This window comes from Vibrio sp. 1978, assembly GCF_033344345.1.
In genome coordinates, this window is sequence record NZ_JAWPOP010000005.1 from 148,257 (window position 1) to 172,850 (window position 24,594).

Genomic DNA, 24,594 nt, shown 5'->3' on the forward strand with positions numbered 1-24,594 from the left:
ACCATATAGGTACGATAATAGCCGAGCAGGTATGACTACCATGACGACACTTTTAGCTATTTCTATCACTACTGGAATTTTATCTGGCGTATGGGGTTGGATCGCCATCTCTTTAGGTTTGCTTTCTTGGGCTGGTTTTTTAGGTTGCACGAGCTACTTTGCAGCGCCAACGAGCGGATTGAAAGGACTAGGCATCAGCTTAATCACCAATATGACAGGCGTATTCTGGGCAATGGTAATTATTCACGGTTCCACTTACGTGGGGTTGGAAATTATTGGCTATGTGATTACCGCTATTGTGGCATTCTTCATGTGTATTCAAGCTAAACAGGCTTGGCTCGCGTACATCCCTGGTACTTTTATTGGTTCATGCGCAACATTTGCGGCTGATGGAAACTGGCAACTTGTTATTCCATCGTTGTTGCTAGGTGGTGTGTTTGGCTATCTAATGAAAGCGACAGGGCTATGGTTGCATACGAAATCAACCGCTACTTCTTCTTCGCTTGCTGAGCAAGCACAGTAGTGAACCCCCGATCTTATTGGTATCCACTGTGTATTGAGTTTTATCCCTCTCAATACCCTTAATCAAAATTAATGATGTTTGATACAAGCACACCAAATTGGTGTGCTTTTTTTGTATTACAAGACAATACGCTGAGTGTAAAATACGTCTAACTCATGTATTGCCGTTGGCCATGGTAACAACGCGTTTAAGTGTCCAGCGCAGAAGAACAGGAATACACTCCATGCCTTTCTCTTCACAATGAGAAACAATAGCCAAAGCTAAGTCCGGTTTTGCATGTTTTTTCAAAACACGATTTACGACTTTTTTAGCAGGGATAGGGTGGTCATGAGGAACTTTGATGATGTCCTTAAAGAAAAGTTCAAAACCATTGTTGTACAGAAAGTGCTCGATGTCTCGGTCGGGTAACTCCGTAAGTCGATGCCTTTCCTGATCATGGTCGAGCTGTGCTCGCACTGCATGCGCGTACTTTTTCCCTGCTGGGTCGCCATCGGTAACGACATGCCAATCAATACCAAACTCTTTTGCTACTTTGATGAGTGATTTTAGACCTGATTGAGCAAACTCAACGATTTGAACCCCTTCGGCAGCCAAGTCATACCCGCATTGACGAGCCAGTTCATGAAAAAGCCAAACTTCGGTTTCGCCCTCAACAAGTAACCAGCACCGTGCAAATAATGCTCCTGAACGATGAAAACGAATATGGAAACCAATTCGGCGCAACTCATCTCGACCAAACTTTGTTGAGTTTAAACTCTTAGCGATGGTTCTGTCTGATAGCCGAATTAAACGTCGAATTGAATACAGTGGAACAGAACCGAGTAACGTGCCACTGTTGGTGGTTAATATCTTTTGCATTGGCAACAATTGCAATAAGGACCACGCTCTCGCTAGATGAGTTGGATGCAGTCGACCTTCTGGATCTTCAATAATCAGTATTGGTCTCGCACAGCGCCTTAAATCGGTGGGACCCTTAGCTTGAAGATAGGCATTGAGTAACCCCATTAAAAGCAAGCGGCTTTGTTTGTCATTGGTTTCTTTCAAGAACTGACTCAAGCCTTTATCAGAGGAAGGGCTTGTATAGAAAAGACCATCACGAGGTTTGCGTGGGTTGCCTTTACTGACACTTCTGAACGCGAAATAGTGTTCAACAAGCGTTTGCATTGAGTCGAGGCTACTACGAATCTCACCTTTATTCACATGGCCAGGCATAGCCAATAAGCGTCGACAGGTGTTGTTGATTCGTTTTTCAATCCGAGCATTTTTACCATCGCCGTTGACATGGTTTAAATCTGGGAAGCGTCGGGAGTCACGTAGTCGGATTACAGGATGAAGTGTCATTAACTCAATAGCGAGTTTCTCTGAGTGGTGAAGTTTTTTGGGTTTGCCGTTATGATCCAAAAACGCGTACTCTGTATTAATGCCGTGCTCATCGCGAGACGCACTAATACGATAGTAAATGACTTGCTCACCATCTTCGTTGGTGCACCATGTAGGCTTTATGCGTCTGTAGCGTCCCGCTTTTACTTCGTTTTTATCCTGTGCTTTAAAACAAACAATGATCTGTAAGTGTTGTGTTTGTGGATGAGAAATTGAGTAGTCAACGTGAAAATCTTTCAGTTTGAATTGATACAATGAGCCATTGGCAGGTAGTGCGATGGAAAGGGCATCGAGCAATGATGATTTGCCCCACGTGTTTTCACCGATAAGCGTGGTGAGTTCGTCAAAAGAGAGTGAAAGGCGTTTGATGCCTCTAAACCCGGAGATTTCGATGCGTTCTAGTCTCATCTCAATCCTCCTTGCAATTATTTGAATTATCGAGAGTTATTTTGCTACTCCTAAGCATATATGAATTCGAAATTTTTGAGTTAAGCTCAGTTCACAAAATTACGAGAGCCTCTTACTGAATAGAGACCGTTACAAGCGAGGCTTGCTTTCAAAGCCGGGGGACAGCATCGTGATCACTTAAACATGAAATCCTAAATCGCAGTTTCATAAAATTCATGATTCTGTCATGATTCACTTCTTATTATTATAAGGAATGAAAAAAGAGAAGATGAAGATGAATAACAATCATAAGCCAGTGAGAATCAAACTGGCACACATCAATGACACACATTCCTACTTTGAACCAACGTCATTACAGTTAAAGCTTAAGATAAACAATGAACTCACGCTAGAGCCCTATGTCAGTGCTGGCGGCTTTTCTCGTATCGCAACCAGAGTCGAGCAGTTAAGAGATGATGCTCAGCGCCAAGGTCATGGGATGTTGTTCCTCCATGCCGGAGATTGCTTCCAAGGCACGCTGTATTTCTCACTATTTAAAGGCAAAGCCAATGCCGACTTATTGAACGCATTAAAAATTGATGCAATGGCGTTAGGCAATCATGAATTAGATATGGGGAATGAGCCAGTTGCATTGTTTTGCCAACGTACTCAGTTCCCATTGCTTGCTGGCAACTGGGATTTATCCAATGAATCGCTTAAAAAACCTCACCGTATCAGTGATTGCAAGGATGTATATAGTTACCAACCGGATACACAGAGCGCTCAATACATTGTTAAAGAATTCCATGGCGAGCGGGTCGCGATTTTCGGATTATCCATAGATAAAATGAGCGACATCGCAAACCCTGATGCAGACACGCCTTTTCACTCAGCAATTGAAACCGCCAAGGCGACCGTAAAACAAATCCATTCATCAGGTATAAAAAATATTATTCTTCTGAGCCACTTAGGTTATGAAGGTGATTTAGAGTTAGCTGAGCAAGTCGCAGGTATTGGTATAATTGTTGGTGGACACAGCCACCGGTTGCAAGGTGATTTTTCATCAATAGGGTTAGGACAAGACGATCCCTACGGTATCAAAATTAATGATACCTATGTGGTGCAAGCGGGTTTCCATGCTTTGACAATGGGGCACTGCGTCATTGAGTTTGATGAACACGGTAAAGCAACGATGTTGAGTGGACAAAATGAACTGTTGCTTGGCCGACGTATTTTTTGGGACTCGACGCTAAACCAACAGCTCGACCAAGGTGTATTCGAAACCGCGTGCGACTTCATCCATGGTCAACCGAATGTCGTGGTTTGTAAGAAACACCCGGAAACTCAAGCTATCCTGAGCGATAAATATATTCCTCAGGTTAGGCAGTTACAGTCACAAGTCATTGCTAGTGTTGACACCAAAAAGCGTCATGTGAGAATTCCCGATGAATTTGGTGAGAGTGAGTTGGCTTCCTCCGTTGCCCGATCATTTCTGCACTGTTTAAACAAACGTGGATATGACGTTCAATTTGCAATTCATAATGCGGGTGGCGTGCGAACCTCTTTGAACCCTGGCAACATCACAGTGGCAGACATTGCCGGACGACTGTTGCCTTTTGCCGTTCCTATCGGCTTTTACGATGTAAAAGGCAGCGCTATTCGCCGTGCACTTGAAGGCGCGATAAATAATGCACTCAACAATGGCGTAGAAGGCACTGGATCTGGCAGTTATCCGTACACTTACAATTTAAACTTCGAGTATCACGCAGATGCCCCAAAAGGTGAAAGAGTTCAATCATTAGTGATTTTTGATGGCAAACAATGGGTTGGTGTTCAAGATGATGTTTGGTATCGAGGGACTTCTTCTGCCTATACGATGAAAGGGAAAGAGGGGTACGACGCATTGCAGGAGATGAAAGGAGAAGGGCGTGTGACCAGTTTGTCCATGGCTGATTGTTTTATTGAACTCCTGACCGATGAGCCAAACTGTTTGAATCAAAGTCACAAACTTTACACAAAGCGACGTCGATAATAGATACTGGTATTGATTTTGCTGCTCTCCACTTACTACATGCGTTGATGAGGATGGCAGTATGTGGAATAAAGATTGGGCAGATACGGCAGTCGTAGTTGCTTGGATCGCAATTTGGTCGACACTGGTCTACTTTGTGCCTCTAAGCGGCTTTTGAATTGCTAAGAATGTGGATGTTACAAAAGGGAGCAGTAATGCTCCTTTTTTGTATCTATCTTCCCCGTTAGGGCCCTAACTAATGAAGAGTTTGTCTTGAGCCATTTGCTGCTTTTTGTCTGTTTACTATAGTTCAGGTGGTTGAATCCATTTCTTTCTTTTTATAGTGCTTCCTGATTTTTGATAAGAATTTTATTTCGATAAGACAAGGTTTTTTTGTTGGAAAGCCTGACGCTCGGCGTTATTATGTCGGCGTTTGGGGAGTAGTTAGCGCAAGTTTACTTATCGTCATCTCGTTAAGCATCAGCTTATCCGGTAAGTAAAGGTGTTACGTGGTTCATTCACGTCAACACTTCAACGAGACCAACGCATTCATTGACTAGCAGCACATAATCGTTATGTGGCTGTTGGTTGTTATTGTCTGCGGAAGGTCACCAAACGAAGTCCTTCCGCCATGGGAGGAAATATGTCTCTTATCGAAAATACCACCCAATTGAGCCAATCGGTGCCTCTTCAAGAATCATTAGCGATGTATGGTGCTTTTGGTTTATTTACCCTTGTTCTTGTTACGCTTGATATCTATCAAACACGTGGTGGCGCTATCACGATGAAAAAAGCCATCGTTTGGAGTGTTTTTTGGTTCTTGCTTGCCTTTGTTTTTGCAGGTTCTATTTATTTATTCTGGGACTTTTACGCGCCACATAGCGCTTATACGAACGACAAAGCAACGATTTCATTCTTAACTGGTTACTTACTAGAGAAGTCGCTAAGCGTGGATAACTTGTTTGTGTTTGCCATCATCTTTGCACAATACAGTGTGCCGGAGCATTTGCGTCCGAGAGCATTGCTTTGGGGGGTGATAGGTGCGCTAGTTTTACGCGCTGTCATGATTGCGGTTGGTGCTCAGTTACTTTCACAGTATCACTGGGTATTGTACTTATTTGCTGCTTTCCTTATTTGGACGGGTGTTAAGCTAGCTCGCGACAAAGGCGAAGCAGAAGAGGTTAATCCATATCCGGAGCAGTTGATTCGAAAGGTATTGCCAGTTACAGATGACTACCAAGGAAATCACTTAATCTTAAAGCAAGCTGGTAAGTGGGTGGCAACACCGATGCTGATCGTTGTTGGTGTCATTGCAGTAATGGACGTTATGTTTGCGTTGGATTCTATACCAGCTATATTCGCGGTAACGCGAGAGCCATTTTTAGTCTTAGCCGCGAACGTATTTGCATTATTGGGTTTGCGATCGCTGTACTTTGTTCTTCAAGCAATGTTAGATAAGTTTGTGTACTTAAAACCAGCATTATCAGTAATCATGATGTTTATCGGGGTGAAAATGCTATTGGTTGGAACAGAATATGAGATTCCGACAGCATGGTCTCTCACATTTTTAGTTGTTGTGATGACATCGGCAGTGGTGGCATCACTCCTAAAAAATAAAGCGAAGCGTCAAACTAGCGTTAATATTACTAATCAAAAAATATAAAGTAAGCACTAAAATCAAAAGAAATAACGAAAAATATTGTTAAATATATGTTGTTGCTCAAGGGGCGATTATGCAGGTAATGTTCAGTTATTCAATGTAATTACAGCAATTGTGATTATTTATGCCGTTATTATTCATTTGTATTTTTGAGTTTTGTAATGAGTTTGTTTTATTAGAAATTCTAATTTGAATGGGTAAAATTTGTCATTTCTTAAACAATAAGAAACTGACTAATATACAACCAACTAAACAGACTACTGCTTTTAAAGAGAGGCAATCATGGCACAAGCAATGCAAATGACAAATGTAGCTTTACCAACCTCTATGGATAAGAAAACCTACGCGGTTAACTTCAAAGGACTGATTGCTCACTTACTGGACATTCTATTTGTAGATAACACTGCGCCACGCAGTTACTACGCAGAAGACTTGTCAGCACATATTCAAAAAGACATCGGTATGTACCGTTAATATTGAAATAGTGTAAGAAATACCGGCCTATGAGCCGGTATTTTTTTATTTGTAAAACATGCCTACTCAACCTACGCCCTAGAAAAGAAACACTCTAGAGGAGGTAGACATGAGAGTAGATTAAGTGTTGTATAGAAAAACGGGGCACCATTGGTGCCCCGTTTTGACATGACTGAAGTGCGATATTACTTCTTGCGGCAGTATTCTGCGATCACGTACATCGACTGACCACCATTTGCCTTACCCGAAACTAGCTTTGGATCATCGCCAAGGCTAATACCACGAATCACTGTACCTTGTTTGATTACTTGGTTAGTGCCTTTTACTGGTAGGTCTTTAATTACTGTTACATCGTCACCTTTCTTAAGTTCAGTGCCGTTACAGTCAACCGTTTTATCGTCAGCAGACATCCCTTTCATTGCCCAGTTCATTTGCTCTTCTTCCATGTACATCATGTCAAGAGCATCTTGAGCCCAGCTTTCTGTGTTTAGGCGAGTGAGTTGGCGCCATGCAGTCACTTGTACAGCAGGAACCTGGCTCCACATGCTTTCGTTTAGACAACGCCAGTGGTTAATGTCTTTTGGCTCATCGATCTCACCCAGACACTTATCACAAACCATGATGGCAGTATCAACCGTCACATTACCGTGAGGTGGGACAGCGTATGCAGTTAGTTGAGATTCAGAAGAACACAGTTCACATTTTGACTCGCAGCGCGCAAGCAGAGTAGCTTCAATAGACATAAGGACTCACCTTAGTAATGTTATTTTGTGGCGGTATTATCCACTTTATCCTGAGAAATAAAAGGGTGTTAGCGAATTAAAGACTAGATTTTACAATACTCCAACCTGATTAAGGTGAAGATGTAAAATATTCGCTAAATAAATAATACGGAAGTATAAAAGACACTATTAATTGTTTTGGCTTATGAATTAGTTGTGTCAATTTCTACAACGATTACAAGCCTAAAAGAGGTAAATGTAGAGAGAGGGTGGCTAGAACATAGCCCTCTAATTTACAGAGGGCCTGTCGTTAACGTTCGACAATCTGGACAATTTGCTCTTTTGAAATACTCATTTCTTTACCATCCATGTCTTCATACTCGTACATACCCGTTTCCTCGTTCAGGTCTGGTTTACCGTAAGAGGTAATAATTTTCCCTTCATTTGTCGACATCAGATATTGGCTACTTCCGCATGCAGAAAGAAGTAATACAGTGGCAATAACAGTCAATACGCGCATAGAGTTTTCCTTTTAAACAAGTGAGTTAGGCAAAGACATCGATTTAACTATAGCAGAGGAAATATGAGTGGGTTTGAATAGAATTGAAATGAAAAAGCCCAGTAGAAACTGGGCTTTGGCAGGAAGGGTGTTGCGATTACTTCAAAACAGAAGTGTTAGTGACACCTGTTAGTGTGTCATCCATTAAGAAGTCAGTGTTTTCCATCTGCATCTCTACATGATGATCAATATCAGACAGAGTGCCATTTGGCGAAGCAAAAGTACTGTGCGATGCAGTAGCATTAAACTGTACAAAGCTCGCAGTTGCATTCACATCAGTGTCCGTACTGTTCACAGTCTTCAACCCTAGCTTATTAGCAAGCGGTTCAGTACCCGCGAATGGTGCATTTGGAACGCTGTTTGGTACTGTGCTATCGCCATCCACTTCTGTCATAAAGAATGGTGTCGTTAGCGAACCAGATGCCACTAAATCTGAAGCGTTTGTGAACGGATCGACAGTGTCTAGTGTAGTCTGTGCTGCATAGATAAATTGTGAGAAACCTGCTTCTAGCGCTGCTACTTGAGCTTCCGTTGCCGCAGCCTCAAATGCTTCGTAACATGTTTTATCTTCTAGATCCGCACATGATGCATCAGCGTAAGTCGCATAGTCTTTTGATGCTGCATAAGCGAGGTTATGTTTGATCTGAGGGCCGTAATTGTCTGAACCCAGTAACAAATTACCAATTTGTCCACCAGAGTTCTGTACTGATGCAGAACTAAAGGTGTACAGCGCATCGGCAGTAGGGCTGCCCAATGTATTGTTTGCTGCTGCGACGGCAGATGTAGCTACAATACCGCCAAGTGAATGACCTAGCATTTTGACCTTTGAACCCGTCATTGGGTTGAAGCCTTGCAGAGGACCTCCAGCTAAAAGACCGCCTTGAGCAGATACTACCAAGCTAGCGCGCAAACCTAACACATCCAGAACACTTTGACGTAGGTTGTCACGCGCAACGGCTAAGTTGGAAAGATTTAGATAAGCCAGTACATTCGCATTTGCGGAACGTTGTTCATCTAAGCTGCGCGTACCATGAATAGGTAAGTCAATAGCGATAACTGCCACACCTGCTTTTACCATATTGAACGCGAACGCGTACGCATTCTCTTTCGCTGAGGTGATGCCGTGTTGATAAATCACAACGTCTGTCGCGACGCCAGATTTAGGTGTGAAGACCAGTACTTCGACATCTTCAACCGATTTCACTACGGGAACAGGCGAGTAGCGAGTTATGATACGCTCACTATCAAGCTGGGTACCATCGATAAGAGTAAGCTTAGCTCCAACAAGTTTTAGCTGCTCTGTAGGATCTGTAGCAAGCTTTGTCACATCAACAGGATCATTTGCAAAAACGCCTGTTGATAGCTGCTGAACCATGTTTGCTTGCTCGTTCGGATCCGCTAATGCTGCGCTTAGCTTCGCTAGGCTTGGCATCGCAGATACCATTGGTTGCATGTTCCAGCTTGCGCCTTTTTCCAGGTAATGAGGCAGTCTTACCACACCTTGTGTCACGCTTACATCGGCACCTGATTGCATGTAAAGGCCTTTAATTGCCGTTTTAGCTGCGTCTTGATCGCTAATGTATTTACTAAAGTCATCGTCAGAGTCTAGCGCAGTGCTAAAGTCTTGGGTTTCACCGAGCGTTATTGTGTAGGCCGTTGATAAGTCAACTGAACCTTCGTTTGAGTCATTTTTGTAAACGGTATTTAGTGTGTTTGCGCCGGTAGAAAAACCAGTAGCGGTTACTCCTTTGACTGCCGCTAACGTATCACCTACAGACTGGGTACTGAACCATGAGGAGTAAACGATGTCGTTAGGGTTTACTTTGGCGATACCAAAAATGCCTTCAACCGCCTGAGTGACTGCTTGAACAGAAGCAAGGTCGCCAGTTTCATAAACGATTTCTTTCGATTTACCAGTCGCATAACTTGCTGATGTACCAATTGGCTCACCATTCACGTCAGTAACATCTTGTGTAACCGCAAAAATGTACTCGCTTGACTCATCAAGTGCAGCCAAGAACTGGACGTATAGAGAGTTACCTTTTGCTTGAACTACGTAGTCCTGATTCTGAACGAGTACCTCTTCGATTGGGTTAGATTTACCGTCCCACTCGGTTAAGCGTTGGTTAATCTTGATGACTTTAACACCAGACGGCAACATGCCCGTTGCAAAACCATCGCCTTTAAAGTTCAGAACGATTGGCATAGACGTTGACCATCCATCCATCGTATTCATCGAGGCTCTAGGGTTGGTTAAAGCATCATCGCCATCAGTTGGCAGACCAAGCGTACCATCGCTTGTGTCCATTAATAAGTAAGACGGTGCCGGTACATCTGCGTTCGCTCCTTGAAGCGTAAAACTGATGGATGTTTCGCGATCAAGCAATGCTTGGACTTCATCTTCAAATTGAACTTTGTCGGAAGTACCAGAGCTGGAGGTATCATCACCACAACCAGCAAGAAGGATTGCAGAACAAAGCATTGATAATTTAAACGTGTGTTTCATTGGTTTACTCCGTAATCCCATTATTTGAAGGTGTAGTTCATCTGTACCGCGCTGATGTAAGCAGTACCTTCTGAGTCAAACTTAATCTCTTCACCCAGAGCATTTGTCTCAGTGAAAGAGCCTGATTTACTCTTAACAAGTGCAAAGCCTGCATCGAAAGTTAAATTCTCACTCATTGCGTAAGTTAGGCCCGCGCTGTACCAAAAACGGTCACTGTCAGGGATACTCAATGTCGCTTCACCTGCTTGTTCGTCGTACGCAAAGCCTGCACGGAATGTCCAGTCTGTATTAAGTATGTAAGTTGCACCAATGGAGTAGCGATTGTTGTCTTCATATTTCTCAGGTTTAAAGAAACATACTCCGTCATTACATTCGTTACTGGTCGCTTTTAGTTCTTTAAATGTGCTCCAGTCGGTTTGTTGCCAGCCGTAATGTACAGCCCATTGTTCATTCAATTGATGGAAAGCCGATAATTCGATAATTGAAGGAAGAGAGATTTTTAAACGGCCATCCACTTTTGGTGATGAAGCTCGACCAGAGTCGTAACTACTAAACTCACCGTCATCAAAATCTAGATCAACCTTAGAGCGGTAGCCAAAGCCAAAACGGTTGTTTTCATTTAGCTCAAATAAAGCGCCGACATTCCAACCCCAAGCGAAAGTTTCGCCTTCCATGCCGACAAGGTTATCGGACTTATTACCACCTAAAATACCGGCGAGTGCGCCTTTGTGACGAGTCAGCTCTGCTTCAGCGTATACGAGGTTGATACCACCACCGACACTGAAAGACTCGTTGATACGGTAAGCGACATTAGGGTTGATGTTTACTGAAAGTAGGGAAGTGTCACCCGCCATATCACCTGCGGAAATATCATTTGGATAGTCGGTAGCAACACCGTATGTTGTGAACATACCGATACCCCAAGCCCAGTTATCATTGATAGGGCTGATGTAATAACCTGCTGGCACGATCTGTAAAGGAGCGACATCTTTCGCGTGTTCATTGTTTACAGTGTCGTACACATCGACTTCAGGGTCGATGATAGATAACGCGCCCGAAAATTGAGCTTCTTTGAAAAGTGTCATTGCTGCAGGGTTACGAGCAAGGACGCTGGCATTATCTGCGACAGCCCCTTCACCTGAAAATGCTCGACCAAGACCAGATGCCGAATGTTCAGCTACCTGGAAGCCCGCTGAGTGGGCATTACACGCAAACAATATTGAAATTGTAAGCAGAGAGCAGTGCTTCTTGTTCATCCTTGACCCTCCTAGGGTGTCATAATGCTGGACCGAAGTCCTTGTAATTGTTGTGTGGTACTTACACCAATTGTTAATACGCGAAATACAACGATGATGTAAATGTAATGTTAATTGTATGTTTAATAACTTGTCAAAGTTTGAGCGTATTTTGCGTTTTAAATATGATGCATAGGTCAAACGATGGCTTGTAAGGGCATGTATTATCTTTATATTTTTGAAGAGAATGGTACGACCAGAATTGTTTTGCGAGCTTTATAGTTAAATAACGATCAAATCAAGAGATAGCTCGCTTTGCTGTTTCTTCACTTCACAGGCATAATTCGCGCTCGCTATGTAGTTATTCAATAGACGCAATAGGAACCGCATTGGAATTACTGAATGTTGAATTTTTAGGTCGTTCGCTAAGGCTCGAAGGATCGATGGCTGGGTGGCAGCAGTTATATTGGGATAATACGTTGGTGTCTCAAATCGATGCCAGTGACAATACCGCAGAGACTTGTCTACACCAGTTTAGGCTCTCTGCGGGTGAGGAAATCCTGAACTGTCATTTAGAGTGTTCTTTAACATGGCAACCGTTTGAAATGAGTTACAAGGTCACAATTAACGGTGAGCTCGTCAATGAAGGTTGTCGAAATGAAAAAGACATCGAGCGCCAAGTGCCAGAAGTTACGCCACCATCCGAAAAGCGTTTAAGTGTAATAGGCCTCGTATCTCTTGGGGTGAAAGCACTTAAAAGTGCGAAAGTTATTAAAGTGGCGTTAGCGTCTGCAAGTCTCGCTGCATATTCTTGGCTATTTTCCATCGAGTTCGCGCTAGCGTTGATCGCTTGTTTGGTTTTTCATGAATATGGTCACATTAGAGCGATGAAGTATTTTGGAATGAAGACCAAAGGAATCTATTTGATTCCATTCCTAGGTGGTTTGGCGCTAAGTGACGAAAAGATAAACACGCGCTGGCAGGATGTGGTTATCTCAATCATGGGACCATTTTTCGGTTTAGTACTTAGTATTGTTTTTACTTTGCTTTATTGGATGACTGGTGAGGTGATCTTCGCTGGGCTTGCTGTGTTTAACGCCTTGCTAAACCTATTTAATCTGCTGCCTATTTTACCATTAGATGGTGGCCATGTGCTCAAAAGTATTACCTTTTCAATGAATACTTGGGTCGGGTTAGTTGGCAGTATTGCGACCGCTTTATTAGGCATTTTTATCAGTTACTATTTCGGTCTGACGTTGCTAGGGTTTTTATTGTTAATGGGAATGTTGGAAGTGGTGATGGAATGGAGAGCTCGACATCAAAGCCATTTATTGCCATTAACCCGTTATGGGCAGCTATTCTCACTGGCTTGGTACTTGGTCTCTGTCGGAGGTTTTGTTTCTATCATCTGGTATTTTGCCACTCTCGGAGATAGTTTGTTAAGTTTGCCGCTACAGATATTGGGCACTTGATTAGAATCATTAAAAGCTCCCTAGGGAGCTTTTTTATTTGGCAAGCTTAAGTAGTAGACGATAGTAGCAATGAATTAGCCACATCTTGGTGCTTTCGCGTTATACGCAGGCAGCTTATTTATGGTTGCTTGTAAATCTTTAATGCGCGTACTGTGCGATGGGTGGGTTGAGAAGAATTCAGGTGGTTGAGAACCACCTGATGCAGCACTCATATTTTTCCATAAATCGACACTTTGACGTGGGTCGAAACCTGCTTTTGCCATGAATTCCAGCCCGACAATATCAGCCTCAGATTCCTGAGTACGACCGTATGGCAAAATAACACCGTATTGGACACCGACACCAAGTGCCGCCATCGTCATTTGTTGATACTGTTTGTACTCGGAAGCTCCAATGGCAACGTTTGCTAGAGACAACCCGGCATTTGCTAACTGACTTTGTGAAAGACGTTCATTACTGTGGTCAGCGAGGACGTGAGCGACTTCGTGACCAATAACTGTTGCCAACTGATCTTGGTTTTTCGCGACATCTAAAAGCCCGGTATACACGCCGATCTTTCCACCTGGTAGAGCAAACGCATTGACTTGTTCACTATCAAAAACAACGACTTCCCAGTCTTTAAATCCAGATTGAGCGGGAATGGTGTCAGTGATGTGTTTGGCAACGCATTGAACGTAGGCATTCGTTTTGCGATCTTTGCTGATTGGGATATCTTTCTTCATTTGTTCGAAAGATTTAGCGCCAAGCGATGACATTTCCTGATCTGAAAACATCAGGATCTGGTTGCGACCCGTCGGTGATGCGCTACACGCTGTTAAACCCGCGATAGTTAAAAGAGCAGAGGCTTTCATCCATACCTTCATAACAGGCTCCATTTAATTTTTTGTTTTGAAGCAATAGTATATACCCAAATAGTAACATGATGCATGGATCAAGTTATTCATCTGATTAATAAAGAGGGTGAGATGTTACGTCTTGAAGTTATGCCCAAGTAGCGTCTATGCTAGCTTCCTAGCACGTCGTTACAACCTAACAAACCAGTTTGTGAAACTAAGAGTAAAACAATGAGTATATGGAAAAAGCCCGTAAGCATAGAGATTCTGAATGCCACGTCAAAAAATACCCTGATCGAGCACCTACAAATTAAATATACAGATTTCACTGACGACTCCCTTACAGCAACCATGCCCGTATGCAGCTTTACTCATCAACCTTTAGGAATGCTTCACGGTGGTGCATCAGTCGTGCTCGCAGAAACATTAGGCTCATTGGCTGCAAACTTCTCTGTCGATGAGGGCAGCTACTGCGTCGGTTTAGATATTAACGCGAACCATGTGCGAGCCATGCGAAGTGGTCATGTGATTGGTACGGCAAAACCGCTTCATCTGGGTATTTCAACGCAAGTGTGGCAAATCGATATCACTGATGAGCGAGGCCGTTTAGTGTGTACCAGTCGCTTGACCATCGCTGTGAAACAACACAAAACAAAGTCGGTATAAACTAAGATGGTGATTGAGTTTTCATTAGGAAAAATCATTGCAACCCAGCGTGAAATAGTGATTAAGCTCTCCGGTAGTGCAATGGTAACCTTGCAAGCGCAAACCGATGCAATTCAGTTGCTGGGTAGAGGAGCGAACGTTGTTTTATCTCATGGAGCAGAGTGCAAATGGTCTATCAAGCTGGACAACGAGGAACAACTGGCTGAACTTTCGCGAGAAATTGGTATCGATATTCAATAATTTATAGTGTGATGTTTGCACTTTTTGGTAAAAATGAGGAAACTTAGCTTATCGACAACAAGATAAGAATTTCCTCTTTATGAGTAGCCCTCGTTTACGTGTTCAGTTCGAAACACTGTTTGAAAAATTTTCCGGTCACGATACGGACGTTCAGCTCGAAGACATCACCGAAGCGTTGTTTTGTACACGTCGTAATGCTCGTATTGTTCTAAATAAACTTGAAGAAGAGGGCTGGATTGAGTGGCATCCGGCAGCGGGTCGAGGAAAACTTTCGAAACTCGTTTTTAAACGTAATCGAAGCGATGTCAGCGAAAACCTCGCCAGGCGTTATCTCGATGAAGGGAAAATCGGTCAGGCTCTAGATGCGCTTGATAACGATGCGGCACGATTGACGCAGGTTATCCAAGGTTATTTAGGGCTTCAGCATCGACAGGGCGAGCAGGTCGTGCGTTTGCCTTATTATCGACCATTGTCGATGTTAAACCCGCAGAAACCGATGCGGCGTTCTGAACAGCACATCGCCAGACAAATTTTTAGCGGACTCACTCGCCTTGATGAAAATGAACAACTTCAACCAGATTTAGCCCACACGTGGGAAGCAATTTCTGATACTCATTGGCGTTTTTATCTTCGTCGTGGAGTACGCTTTCATAATGGTGAACCGTTAACAACCAGTTGTGTTCTTGAAAGTGTGCTTGCGTTAAATGGCTTGAACTTGTTTTCTCACATAAAGCGGGTGTCTTCACCACAAGAGTGGACCGTTGATATTGAGCTCGTCCGTCCTGATCGCTACCTGCCTCTGGCTCTGAGTGAGTCGCAAGCAAAAATTTTGCTACCGAGTGCTTTGCGTTCTGAAAGCTTTGATAGACAACCGATAGGGACAGGGCCGTTCCAAGTTAAAATGAATGATGATAAGCGTCTTATTTTGACTGCTTTTGATGGCTACTTTGGTTTTCGCCCTTTACTTGACCAAGTGGAGGTGTGGGTAATCGATGAAGCCTATTCTTCAATGGTTTATCCAAGCCTGTCAAAGCCGAAGATGGATAAACAAGGTTCATCCGATGAAGTCGAGCTGGACCCTGGCTGTACATTCCTATTACTAAACAAAAACACTGGGATTGCAAAAGATCCACGTTGGGCAGAGTTCCTCTCGCAAACCCTCAACAGTCACCAGATTTACGCGCATGTCCCACAAGATAAAGTGATGGAACTGGGAGTATTGCAAGCCTTTGGCCTTAAGCCCGGTTGGATTGATCTTAGGCCAGCAGAAGCGGGCAGCGTACCACAGGCTAATAAGGTAATTTCCGTAGCGTATCAGAAAAAGCATCCGATGTTTCCAGTAGTTGCCAAGGCCATCAAGACACTCTTAAAACCGCACGGTATAGAGGTTGAGTTTATTCGTTATGATTCTCAACCGCCCGCACCGGAGGAAGTGGATATCTGGGTGAAAGCTATGGGCATTGCAACGAACCGAAATGACGCGTTGGCGGGCTGGCTCCTGGATTACAGTGATATTGAGAAGTTCAGTTCAGGTTACGATTTTAGTGAATGGGCTAAACTTGTCGATCAATGGCGTGCTGGGATGCACACAGACTTTCCTGCGCGTGAGCTAGGACGACAGTTAGTAAAAAGCTGTCAGGTGATTCCTATGTTTCACTGTTGGCTAGGCGTGAATAAAGACCACAGCGGTGCGTTACAAAATGCAAAGTGTAATGCCTTAGGTTGGTTTGATTTTAATAATGTATGGGTCAAACCGGATATAGAAAGTAACCATGGCGAAACCGAATAAGAAGCAGCCGACGAAAACCGTCGATATCTATTGCTCAAAGTGTAAAACTCAACTATTCAAGTACCGTAAAGGCGGAAAAGGCGCACTGGTCAAGTGCTTCAAAGAACGCATTGTTGACGATTTCACACAAACCCCATGCATCTGTCCCAGTTGCGGGCAAGAATTTGCAAGAGATACCCTAGTGAGAGGAACGCCTGCTTACAAAATGATTGGCAGCAAAGTGACAATGAAATAATGAAGGGCTAGAAAATGAGTATAAAACATGACTACTGCATGGTGTTAAGCACAACCAGCAACGAAAAAAATCGAGATCAGATCATTAAAGGTTTGCTAGATGCACAATTAGCCGCGTGTATTCAAACAATGCCTATTGAAAGTCACTATGTGTGGAAAGGGGAGATTTGTACTGACAACGAATGGTTGCTGGTGATCAAAACTCGTCGAGAGCTCTATGAATTGGTGGAAGAGAAAATAGAAAACCTGCACGAATACGAGGTCGCTCAAATCGTACAGGTTCCACTTGTTGATGGGTTTAACCCTTATTTAGAATGGTTGAGAGAATCGACGTTGAGCCGACATTAAGAATAAAGACAACACTGCACCAACGGTATCGCACAACATATCTTTCTGGGCGTCCCATATGTCACCTTGCGAGCCCAGAAAGGCAATTCCCTCATCGCCACCAGCCAACTCCGCATACCACCATTCGATAATCTCATAGCCAGCAGCAAGTGACATGATAGCAAACAAAGCAAACCAGCAAGAGAACGCTTTGTTGAACCGTTTTTTGTTTATCAAGTATTCAGCGATCGGATATGCGTAAAGGCCAATTGAAAAGTGCGCAACGCGATCAAAATTATTTCGCTCTGAACCAATCATGTCGTTAAACCAGTCAAACGGCACTTCGGAGAACGTATATTTCGCACCGATAGTGTGCAAACAGAGCCAGATGAACATTAAAAAGTAAGCCGTATTACTGAACTGATAGCGAATCGAAATCGCCCAAATAGCAACAAGAATACCAATCGCCGGGATAATCTCCGCAAACCAAACTGCACGTGAGTTAGGTTCCAACGCAGAAAATAAAAACACGATGGCATAAAAAATCGTTAATCCTAAGAGTGTTGAGGTGCTTTTCATAGAGTTACTTGATCCTTCAATTTATCTTACAGTGGGACTCCATAGATTGTGTTAATGATTGCACTTAATTGAACGGTGTGCAATTGGTATTTTAATAGTTTTTTTGATCACTGAAAATGTTGATTTATTGGCAAACTGCTCAACATTAAAACGTTTGCGCGTGCACTTTTCATTAAAGTTTGATTTACAACATGCCCATCCATAGAATCCATGATTCAGTCTAATAAAAAAGAAGTAAAGCCATGAAACTGGAAACTGTCGATTATCTTGCTGACGATGCTGCTCAACAGTTCGTTACCTCTCTACGCGAAACGGGGTTCGGTGTGTTGAAAAACCACCCGATTCCACAAGAGCTTGTAGAGTCAATTTACAAAAACTGGCATGAGTTTTTCTGTTCAGAACAAAAGAATGATTTTCACTTTAACGTAGACACCCAAGATGGCTACTTCCCACCTTCTGTGTCTGAAGTGGCGAAAGGGCACAAAGTGAAAGACATCAAAGAGTACTTTCATGTTTACCCTTGGGGTCAGATCCCAGAGCAGCTTAAAGCTGAAATCTTAGAGTACTACGAGCGTGCCAATGCATTTGCTCAAGAGCTATTAGGCTGGGTTGAAGCGTACGCACCTAAGGACGTTCAAGAGAAGTTCTCTATCGCGTTGTCAGAAATGATCAATAACAGTGACAAAACATTACTACGCGTGCTTCACTACCCACCGATGACAGGCGAAGAAGAGCCAGGCGCTATTCGTGCTGCTGCGCATGAAGACATTAACCTGTTAACGGTTTTGCCTGCTGCTAATGAACCTGGACTGCAAGTAAAGAGTAAAGAGGGTGATTGGATCGATGTACCATGTGACTTCGGGAACTTAATCATCAACATTGGTGATATGCTTCAAGAAGCGTCAGGTGGTTATTTCCCTTCAACGACTCACCGTGTAATCAACCCTACGGGTGGCCGTCAAGAAAAGTCACGTATCTCATTACCGTTGTTCCTGCATCCAAAGCCGGAAGTGGTGTTATCTGAGCGCTACACTGCACATAGCTACCTTATGGAACGTTTACGTGAGCTAGGGGTTATTTAACCTTTACGTGATCTCCTTACAAAGGCCGATGGTGAATGACTATCGGCCTTTTTGCATTTATGCTACAAAGTGGAAACTATGTTTTTTGTGCCGTGAATGGGGCCCTAAACTCGTGTCAGAGAGGATGAATGGAAGGACAACGTACTGTCAATAGTATTGAGCCTCATGCAATAGAAAATCCGCTGCTTTGGCCAATGTTAGAAATTCTGAGAAAACAGCCCTCTAATTGGAAAGTGCACACCTTGGCAAGCTCGTTGGGTGAACAAGGTTATATTTCAAAGCTGGACGACTCTCCCGATAAGGATTTATTCAAAAGAAATTTCCTGATCATGAATGCATTATATCAACTGCAAGACACTCTGTATCCGGATAGCTGGCTTCAAGTCGAAGCCATGGATATTCAGCTCATGTCTTCGATGGAAGCTTTGAGGCATAAGATCGATATTCATGATCCTTTGCGTGAGTATTACTTAGATTGGCGCAATTACGAAGCGGACGAAGATGAAGTGCGTCGACTGTTGAATGAATTTTGGACAACTTATCAAAAGTTCATCGGTGGTTCGTCAGTAGCCAGCGTAGATAAGACAAAGGCACTGTCACTATTTGAACTTAACACTGACGCTACGCCTGCGGAAATTAGAAAACAATGGCGAAAACTCGCGCTTCGTTGGCATCCTGATCGAGAAAATGGCGATGCAGAAAGATTTAGAGTTCTTTGTGAAGCGTGGAATGTACTGAGAAACGAATGATTCGCTAAGAATAAAGATAAAGGAAGGCAGCTAACTATAGCTGCCTTTTGATTGAACTGTCTCTGTCAGCGTATCAAAACTAGCATGATGACTTAAACTGAGATTTTCGCATGCGGTTGAGGGCAGCCATAACGTCTAGTGTGCGTGGTTTGGCTAAGTCGCCTTGCTTAGGAAGAGCGGCATGCCACTCACCAGACAGCATTTCTTCAATCTCCTTCGCCGGATGATTACACCAACCTGGAAGTTGAGCAATTTGGAACCATAACCAGCCAATTGTGTTGACTTCATCGGCTGACTCTATCTGTTCCAAAGCGCTAAGATCAGTAAACTCTTTACCAAATCGAAGTGACTCTTTGCCTTTCGCATTCACACGGAACTTGCCGTCAGTCAGAATATTCATCAACGCAACGCGGTTCAGTGCTCGAGGTGGGAAGGTCTGTAAACGTTCTTCTGACTCGTTATGGCGTTGAGTAGGGTGCTGAGCGATAACTTCTTTCGCTTTTTCAGTCACATCAACGGCTTGGTAGTCGTGCATTTGAATGACGGTATCGGCAACGTCTAAGTAGTCGCCCGACCCACCCATAACGATAATGGTAGAGATATCAAGATCATCTCGTAATTGACCAATGCGGTCGACGAGAGGAGTAATTGGCTCATCACCTTTTGCCACCAATGCCTGCATACGCTCATCTCTAATCATGAAGTTGGTAGCAGAAGTATCTTCATCAATCAATAATGTGCTTGCACCCGCTTCAATAGACTCTTGAAGCCAAGCGGCTTGCGACGTTGAGCCTGATGCGTCTTGAGTAGAAAAGTCCGCCGTATCTTTACCCATCGGTAAATGGTTGATGTAGTTTGATAGGTTCAAGTGGTGTACGCATCGGCCATCTTCGGCACGAATCTTCATAGCCTTGTTATCGGCAACAATGTATTCGCGACCATCTCCTGGAATATGATCGTAAATTGAACGCTCTATTGCATTTAATAAGGTAGATTTACCGTGGAAGCCACCACCTACAATCAGTGTGATACCTTTTGGAATTCCTAATCCTGTGACATGGCCCTTGTTTGGCGCATGTAAAGTGACTTGTAGAGATTCAGGGGCTTTAAACTCAACGGCTTCTTTCATTGGAAGGTCGCAATTACCTGCAATTCGAGGAAGAATACTGCCGTTTGCGACAAACGCGACTAAGTTATTGGCCTCTAACTGTTCTCGTAGGGCATCTTGGTCTTCAACAACTTGGCAGTGCTTAATTAAAGCGGCTTTGTCGAGTTCACGCTCTAAAGTTGCTCGACGGATAAACTTAGGCAGGTGGAAAGTCAGTATGTTGTTGGCTTTTTTCCCCAATACTGAACGACCTTCGGCTGGTAAGTTAACTCGAAAACGCAGTTCAATACCTTCTTCAGTAAACAACACCGCGGTGCTATCCAGTACAGTTTGGCCTGTCAGTGAAATTGATACTGAGTTTTCTTGTTTAGCAAACTGTTCAAAACTACGCGCAATAAAATCACGTGCCGCTCTTTGAAATGCAGGAGACTCGTCTCTTAGCCACTCAAGACCAGTCAAAGACCATGCGCGAGTCGCACGAAAACGTGACGCCGATGCATAAGGGTCACCCTGTACATGATCGATAAACAAAGTGAAATCAGTGAAGTCGTATTGACCTTTGATTTGCTGATAAGCTCGGTAGTTCTGCTTTTCAATTTTCTTAAGCGTGGCAGTCAACTGATCCATGAAGATATTGGCCTTTTAATAGAAGCGGGCGGCGATTATAGAAACCACCGCCCTCATAGTAAAGAGAATGCTTAGGAAGAGTAGGCGTATTGCCCGCCAGAAAGGCGCTGATTAAACAAACTTTGCTCAAATTCATTACAAGGCATAGGTTTACCATAAAGAAAACCTTGTCCGATATCACAACCCTCACCAATAAGAAACTGCTCTTGTTGGTGGGATTCAATGCCCTCGATCACTACTTGGAGTTCCAGTTTTTTTGCAATGTGTATGATTGAACAAATGATCTCGCGATCATCATCTGACTTTTCCATTTGCTGGACGAAGCTTTTATCAATTTTGATGGCATCAAACGGATATTTCTTTAAATAGCTGAACGAAGCATATCCTGTACCAAAATCATCAAGTGACAATGTCACACCTAGTTTATGCAACTTATTTAACGTTGTGCGTGCTACTATTTCATCAGCAATTAGAGCGCTCTCGGTTACTTCGAGTTCGAGAAAGTGTGCTGGCAAATGGAAAGTGTCGAGTAGGTGTTGCACTTGTTCTGCAAAATTTACGTTTTGTAATTGAATGGGAGAAACGTTGACGGCAATTTTGAAGTTATCGATTAACTCAGACCATTGTTTCGCTTTGTCTATCGCGGTACGCAGAACAAAAGAGCCAACTTCAAAGATAAGCCCGTTTTGTTCGGCCATATGTATCAATGCTTCGTTGGAAACGTCGCCAAGTATTGGATGTCTCCAACGAAGCAAGGCTTCTGCGCCAATCCATTTACGTGTTTTGGAGTCTACTTGAGGTTGAAAGTACAACACTAAATCGTCGTTACGCACTGCTTGTAAAAGGTAACTTTCCAGTTCATTGTGACTATTGAGATCCGCCGAATGATTTTCTCTAAAATAACTAAAAGGTTCGCCGGATTCTTTACATAGAAGCATCGCGTAACATGCATGTTGAAGGATACGCTTAGCATTGCTGCAATCTTTGTAAGCTTGAACTATACCGATATACGTGTGCAAATGTATTTCTGTTTTGTTGAAGACAAATCCATCTACGCTAATTTTAGTGATATCATCTAATAGTTGATTTAACCGAGCTTCAATATCCTCTCCCCAAATCAATAAAACCATGTCATTCGAACTTGGTCTACCAGTGATAAATCCGCTAGCACCGTGTCTGGTTAATCTGGAGTGAAATTCTTTTAAAATGTTGTCAAAGACCTCGAACCCGTGCCTGGTCTGAATACTGCGAGCGTTACTAAAACCAATGTTGATGACCACAAGCGATTGCTGATCACTATCAAGGGACTGTAAGGTGTATTGGACAATGTTCTCAAGTGCAGAACGATTTAGAAATCCAGTTCCCTGATCATGTGTTTTTTGGTAGCTCACTTGTTTTTCCGCGGCTTTACGGCGATCAATTTCTTGTGTTAAGGAGTAACTTAACTGGGCTAAATCCGTGGTACGATTTTCAATTCGACTCTTTAGCTCGGTGTTAAGTCGCTGAAGTTTATGTTGTTGGTACACAACTGAAAGCTGTGCTTCGATTGAATCTTTGAAAGTTTCAAGCAACTGACGGTAACTATCGTTGTACTCGTTTCTCTCAGAGTCAAGCATACAGATTGTTCCAAATGACTCCCCATTTGGCCAGAATAGCGGTAAGCCGCAATAAGAAATCATGCCTAGTTTGATGTCTGGGTTATTTTGCCATTCTTCATCTTCAAGCGCATTGGGGATTACAAGCTCGCCTTTCTGTTCTATAACTTGCTCGCAATACAAACCGTTACCAAGCTGCTCTGCATCGCCAGTACGATAAGGATTACCTAGAGTTTCGCTAGATGTATTTACTTCTATGCGATCCGGATGGATACGCATAATTAATGTGGTGGGTACGTGTGTTATTTGAGCCAGTAAGTTGACGATTTCTTGCCAACTTCTTCGCATAGACTCAGGGATTTCGTAGTCTAATGTTTGCAATCTCCCCATATAGGTCATCCTTTACGTGGTTTCACTTCCTGTGAATTTAAAAATGCAGACTGCTCTATTTTGTTCTCGCTTTTTAATTAAGTATAGGGTGGCTAGGGCTCGAAACAAAAAAAAGTCCTGAAAAGTGTTCAGGACTAGGAATAGTTGTCACATATCTCATCCTTGAAACAGATAACAAGCATCAAGGCTTAAGCGACATTAACGATTCAATAGAAATATCTTGCGAATAGTCGACATCTTTAAAGTTAAAGCCATTGAGCTTCATAAATTCATCTTTGAAACCTTGGTAATCACCAATCTCTTTAAAGTTATCAGCATTCATTTGTTCTAAAAGAGCGTGGACTTCTTGTTGAACTTGCGGTTCAAGTTCCAAGTCATCTATTCGAATCAAGCGTTCGCCATCAACTGGCACTTTCTCTTGATCGTATAACTTCGTAGTAAACAGCCGCTGCATTTGTTCAATACAGCGTTCGTGAGTACCTTTTTCCTTCATCACTCGATAAAGCGCTAACAGGTAAGGGCTTAGAGCAGGGATGAATACACTGGCTTTCGTCACCAACGCCTTACACACGGTTGCGTAAGCACCGCCGTCAAAGTTGGCGAGTTTGAGGTTTAATGAATGACTGGTTTGGTGTAAATCGATTTTCGCTCGACCTAACGTACCATCGAGATAAATTGGGTGCGTAATGTCAGGGCCCATGTAAGAAAAGGCGATGGTTTTGCAGCCGTTTGCGATAGAGTCGTTATTGATGAGTGTGTCAATCCAGCTTTCCCAGTCTTCGCCGCCCATTACTTTAATGGTGGCATTGGCTTCCTCTTCTGTTGCAGGCGTTAAGGTGGTTTCTATCCACTTATCGTTCTCCAGCATGATAGAAGCGCCAGTGACAGGTTCACCAATAGGTTTAATGACACTGCGCCAAAACTCATCAGATTCAGGTTTAGGTCGAACACCGGTTGCCAAGCTATAGATGACTAAGTCAACTTCACCCTCAAAGTACGTTTCAATGGCTTCAATCACTTGATTGCGCACCGAACCAGAGAATGCATCGCCAACAATATTTATTGCGGTACGCCCGGCTTGATTTGCTTCTTGCTTAAAAAAGACGTTGTTATACCAACCCGCACTCCCAACCCCTTTCTCTGAAGGGCCACGCTCAAATGAGACGCCAATGGTATCGGCGTTAGCGCCACCGAACGTTAGGGCTATTCGTGCCGCTAGGCCGAAACCAGAGGAGGCACCAATAATCAAAACCCGTTTTGGGCCTTTTTTGATCTGTGGGGCGTGCTTTACGTATTCAATTTGCTCTTTAATAGATGCATGACACCCTTTGGGGTGCGCAGAGCGAGCAACAACACCTTGAATTAACGGTTCTATTCGCATGTTGTTATCTATCCTCGATGAGTGGAATTGAAAATAGATTAACGTAAAGTTACGTAAAACTTATT

The 24,594-nt window shown here is 43.2% G+C and carries 22 protein-coding genes; 12 read left to right on the plus strand and 10 right to left on the minus strand.

Features of this window, described 5'->3' with window-relative positions:
- Nucleotides 1–40 precede the first annotated feature (40 nt).
- Nucleotides 41–523 (plus strand): DUF1097 domain-containing protein, encoded by a 483-nt coding sequence (locus R8N49_RS07265; RefSeq protein ID WP_017634175.1) that lies wholly within the window; start codon nucleotides 41–43, stop codon nucleotides 521–523.
- Between the two features lie 153 nt (nucleotides 524–676).
- Here R8N49_RS07265 and R8N49_RS07270 read toward each other — a convergent pair whose 3' ends face one another.
- The gene (locus tag R8N49_RS07270; protein WP_047103581.1) at nucleotides 677–2,311 is read right to left on the minus strand and encodes an ATP-dependent endonuclease; all 1,635 of its coding nucleotides are present in this window, start codon (nucleotides 2,309–2,311) and stop codon (nucleotides 677–679) included.
- 268 nt (nucleotides 2,312–2,579) lie between these two features.
- Between R8N49_RS07270 and R8N49_RS07275 the strand changes: the two genes are divergently transcribed.
- The 3 genes from R8N49_RS07275 (at nucleotide 2,580) to R8N49_RS07285 (ending at nucleotide 6,435) form a co-directional block, all read left to right on the plus strand.
- Nucleotides 2,580–4,322: a bifunctional metallophosphatase/5'-nucleotidase gene (locus tag R8N49_RS07275; protein WP_005376363.1), complete on the plus strand. Its 1,743-nt coding sequence runs from the start codon at nucleotides 2,580–2,582 to the stop codon at nucleotides 4,320–4,322.
- Between the two features lie 622 nt (nucleotides 4,323–4,944).
- Nucleotides 4,945–5,964, plus strand: coding sequence for a TerC/Alx family metal homeostasis membrane protein (locus tag R8N49_RS07280; RefSeq protein ID WP_186585326.1), 1,020 nt, complete (start codon nucleotides 4,945–4,947; stop codon nucleotides 5,962–5,964).
- Nucleotides 5,965–6,243: 279 nt separating this feature from the next.
- The gene (locus R8N49_RS07285) at nucleotides 6,244–6,435 is read left to right on the plus strand and encodes a hypothetical protein (RefSeq protein ID WP_005376351.1); all 192 of its coding nucleotides are present in this window, start codon (nucleotides 6,244–6,246) and stop codon (nucleotides 6,433–6,435) included.
- Nucleotides 6,436–6,620: 185 nt separating this feature from the next.
- Here R8N49_RS07285 and R8N49_RS07290 read toward each other — a convergent pair whose 3' ends face one another.
- From R8N49_RS07290 to R8N49_RS07305, 4 genes are all read right to left on the minus strand, one after another.
- Nucleotides 6,621–7,178 (minus strand): PhnA domain-containing protein, encoded by a 558-nt coding sequence (locus R8N49_RS07290; protein WP_005376350.1) that lies wholly within the window; start codon nucleotides 7,176–7,178, stop codon nucleotides 6,621–6,623.
- A 289-nt stretch (nucleotides 7,179–7,467) separates the two neighbouring features.
- On the minus strand, nucleotides 7,468–7,677 hold the full coding sequence (locus R8N49_RS07295) for a YgdI/YgdR family lipoprotein (RefSeq protein WP_017634171.1): 210 nt from the start codon (nucleotides 7,675–7,677) through the stop codon (nucleotides 7,468–7,470).
- A gap of 136 nt (nucleotides 7,678–7,813) precedes the next feature.
- Nucleotides 7,814–10,222, minus strand: coding sequence for a VolA/Pla-1 family phospholipase (locus R8N49_RS07300; RefSeq protein ID WP_186585324.1), 2,409 nt, complete (start codon nucleotides 10,220–10,222; stop codon nucleotides 7,814–7,816).
- 20 nt (nucleotides 10,223–10,242) lie between these two features.
- Complete coding sequence (locus R8N49_RS07305; protein WP_005376347.1) at nucleotides 10,243–11,478, minus strand: outer membrane protein transport protein; 1,236 nt, start codon at nucleotides 11,476–11,478, stop codon at nucleotides 10,243–10,245.
- A gap of 422 nt (nucleotides 11,479–11,900) precedes the next feature.
- Between R8N49_RS07305 and R8N49_RS07310 the strand changes: the two genes are divergently transcribed.
- Nucleotides 11,901–12,929, plus strand: coding sequence for a site-2 protease family protein (locus tag R8N49_RS07310; protein ID WP_225477855.1), 1,029 nt, complete (start codon nucleotides 11,901–11,903; stop codon nucleotides 12,927–12,929).
- Nucleotides 12,930–13,003: 74 nt separating this feature from the next.
- Here the strand turns inward: R8N49_RS07310 and R8N49_RS07315 are convergent, their stop codons facing one another.
- On the minus strand, nucleotides 13,004–13,792 hold the full coding sequence (locus R8N49_RS07315; protein ID WP_017634168.1) for a M48 family metallopeptidase: 789 nt from the start codon (nucleotides 13,790–13,792) through the stop codon (nucleotides 13,004–13,006).
- Nucleotides 13,793–13,993: 201 nt separating this feature from the next.
- Between R8N49_RS07315 and R8N49_RS07320 the strand changes: the two genes are divergently transcribed.
- The 5 genes from R8N49_RS07320 (at nucleotide 13,994) to cutA (ending at nucleotide 17,039) form a co-directional block, all read left to right on the plus strand.
- On the plus strand, nucleotides 13,994–14,428 hold the full coding sequence (locus R8N49_RS07320) for a hotdog fold thioesterase (RefSeq protein ID WP_005376340.1): 435 nt from the start codon (nucleotides 13,994–13,996) through the stop codon (nucleotides 14,426–14,428).
- A 6-nt stretch (nucleotides 14,429–14,434) separates the two neighbouring features.
- Nucleotides 14,435–14,668 (plus strand): DUF3389 domain-containing protein, encoded by a 234-nt coding sequence (locus R8N49_RS07325; RefSeq protein WP_005376338.1) that lies wholly within the window; start codon nucleotides 14,435–14,437, stop codon nucleotides 14,666–14,668.
- 79 nt (nucleotides 14,669–14,747) lie between these two features.
- Nucleotides 14,748–16,457, plus strand: coding sequence for an SgrR family transcriptional regulator (locus R8N49_RS07330; protein WP_005386283.1), 1,710 nt, complete (start codon nucleotides 14,748–14,750; stop codon nucleotides 16,455–16,457).
- Nucleotides 16,441–16,692, plus strand: a complete 252-nt coding sequence (locus R8N49_RS07335; protein ID WP_186585318.1) for a hypothetical protein — start codon at nucleotides 16,441–16,443, stop codon at nucleotides 16,690–16,692. Before R8N49_RS07330 ends, R8N49_RS07335 begins: the two co-directional genes overlap by 17 nt.
- 14 nt (nucleotides 16,693–16,706) lie before the next feature.
- Nucleotides 16,707–17,039 carry a divalent-cation tolerance protein CutA gene (cutA, locus tag R8N49_RS07340; RefSeq protein ID WP_186585316.1) on the plus strand — a complete coding sequence of 111 codons (333 nt, stop codon included), beginning with the start codon at nucleotides 16,707–16,709 and terminating at the stop codon, nucleotides 17,037–17,039.
- Here the strand turns inward: cutA and R8N49_RS07345 are convergent.
- Entirely contained in the window at nucleotides 17,001–17,597 is a 597-nt protein-coding gene (locus tag R8N49_RS07345; protein ID WP_005376330.1) for a DUF2238 domain-containing protein, read from the minus strand. The genes cutA and R8N49_RS07345 overlap by 39 nt on opposite strands.
- Before the next feature lie 242 nt (nucleotides 17,598–17,839).
- Between R8N49_RS07345 and R8N49_RS07350 the strand changes: the two genes are divergently transcribed.
- Nucleotides 17,840–18,679, plus strand: coding sequence for an isopenicillin N synthase family dioxygenase (locus R8N49_RS07350; protein WP_005386285.1), 840 nt, complete (start codon nucleotides 17,840–17,842; stop codon nucleotides 18,677–18,679).
- 128 nt (nucleotides 18,680–18,807) lie between these two features.
- Entirely contained in the window at nucleotides 18,808–19,428 is a 621-nt protein-coding gene (locus tag R8N49_RS07355; protein ID WP_005376328.1) for a DNA-J related domain-containing protein, read from the plus strand.
- Between the two features lie 79 nt (nucleotides 19,429–19,507).
- On the opposite strand, the gene R8N49_RS07360 is transcribed toward R8N49_RS07355, so the two are convergent.
- The 3 genes from R8N49_RS07360 to fabV all read right to left on the minus strand — a co-directional run bounded on the left by R8N49_RS07360 (nucleotide 19,508) and on the right by fabV (nucleotide 24,529).
- The gene (locus tag R8N49_RS07360; protein WP_017821933.1) at nucleotides 19,508–21,163 is read right to left on the minus strand and encodes an ABC-ATPase domain-containing protein; all 1,656 of its coding nucleotides are present in this window, start codon (nucleotides 21,161–21,163) and stop codon (nucleotides 19,508–19,510) included.
- A gap of 71 nt (nucleotides 21,164–21,234) precedes the next feature.
- Nucleotides 21,235–23,148, minus strand: coding sequence for a sensor domain-containing phosphodiesterase (locus R8N49_RS07365; protein ID WP_017821934.1), 1,914 nt, complete (start codon nucleotides 23,146–23,148; stop codon nucleotides 21,235–21,237).
- Between the two features lie 181 nt (nucleotides 23,149–23,329).
- Nucleotides 23,330–24,529, minus strand: coding sequence for an enoyl-ACP reductase FabV (gene fabV / locus R8N49_RS07370; protein WP_186585314.1), 1,200 nt, complete (start codon nucleotides 24,527–24,529; stop codon nucleotides 23,330–23,332).
- Between the last annotated feature and the right edge of the window lie 65 nt (nucleotides 24,530–24,594).